This is a genomic window from Paenibacillus sp. P4_E11, assembly GCF_056401635.1.
This window is the reverse complement of record NZ_JBFUIX010000677.1, coordinates 1-638: the sequence shown is the minus strand read 5'-3', so window position 1 is coordinate 638 and position 638 is coordinate 1. Positions and strand designations below refer to the sequence as shown.

Genomic DNA, 638 nt, shown 5'->3' with positions numbered 1-638 from the left:
CTATTAATCTGGCTCATGGTCATCTTCATAGCAGGAAATGCACTAGCCGCTCTCGCACCGAACTACGAGGTATTGATGGTGGCACGCATTGTGGCTGCATTGACTCACGGCTCTTTCTTCGGGGTTGGTTCCGTCGTCGCGGCAGAGCTGGTTCCCAAGGAAAAACGAGCCGGCGCCATCGCCCTCATGTTTACCGGATTGACATTGGCCAACATACTAGGTGTCCCGATCGGGACGTTCTTGGGTCAAGCATATGGATGGCGGTTTACGTTCTGGGTCATTACGGGAATTGGTCTCGTGGCGTTGCTCGGTATTGTCATGCTCGTACCAAATATCAAATCTGCTAGGTCGAGTCTGCGGCGTGAGCTTGGCGTGTTACGCCGCCCTACCGTATATATTGCCCTGCTAATGACAGTATTTGGCTTCGGAGGTGTATTCACAGCTTTTACGTATATTACGCCGATCTTGGTGGATATCACGGGTTTTACACCCAGTTCCGTCTCCTACATCCTCGTGCTGTTTGGCGTTGGAATTACGATAGGCAACATTGTCGGTGGGAAACTGGCAGATTGGAAATTATTGCCCTCGCTCGTATGGTTTCTCGTCTTGCTTGCAGCTGTTCTGGCTCTATTCAATAT

1 protein-coding gene is annotated in these 638 nt (G+C 50.8%); it reads left to right on the top strand.

The window, feature by feature from the left end; all coding sequences use genetic code 11:
• Nucleotides 1–638: MFS transporter (locus AC1DWB_RS36875; protein WP_477545988.1), on the top strand; the 638-nt coding region annotated here is incomplete at both ends.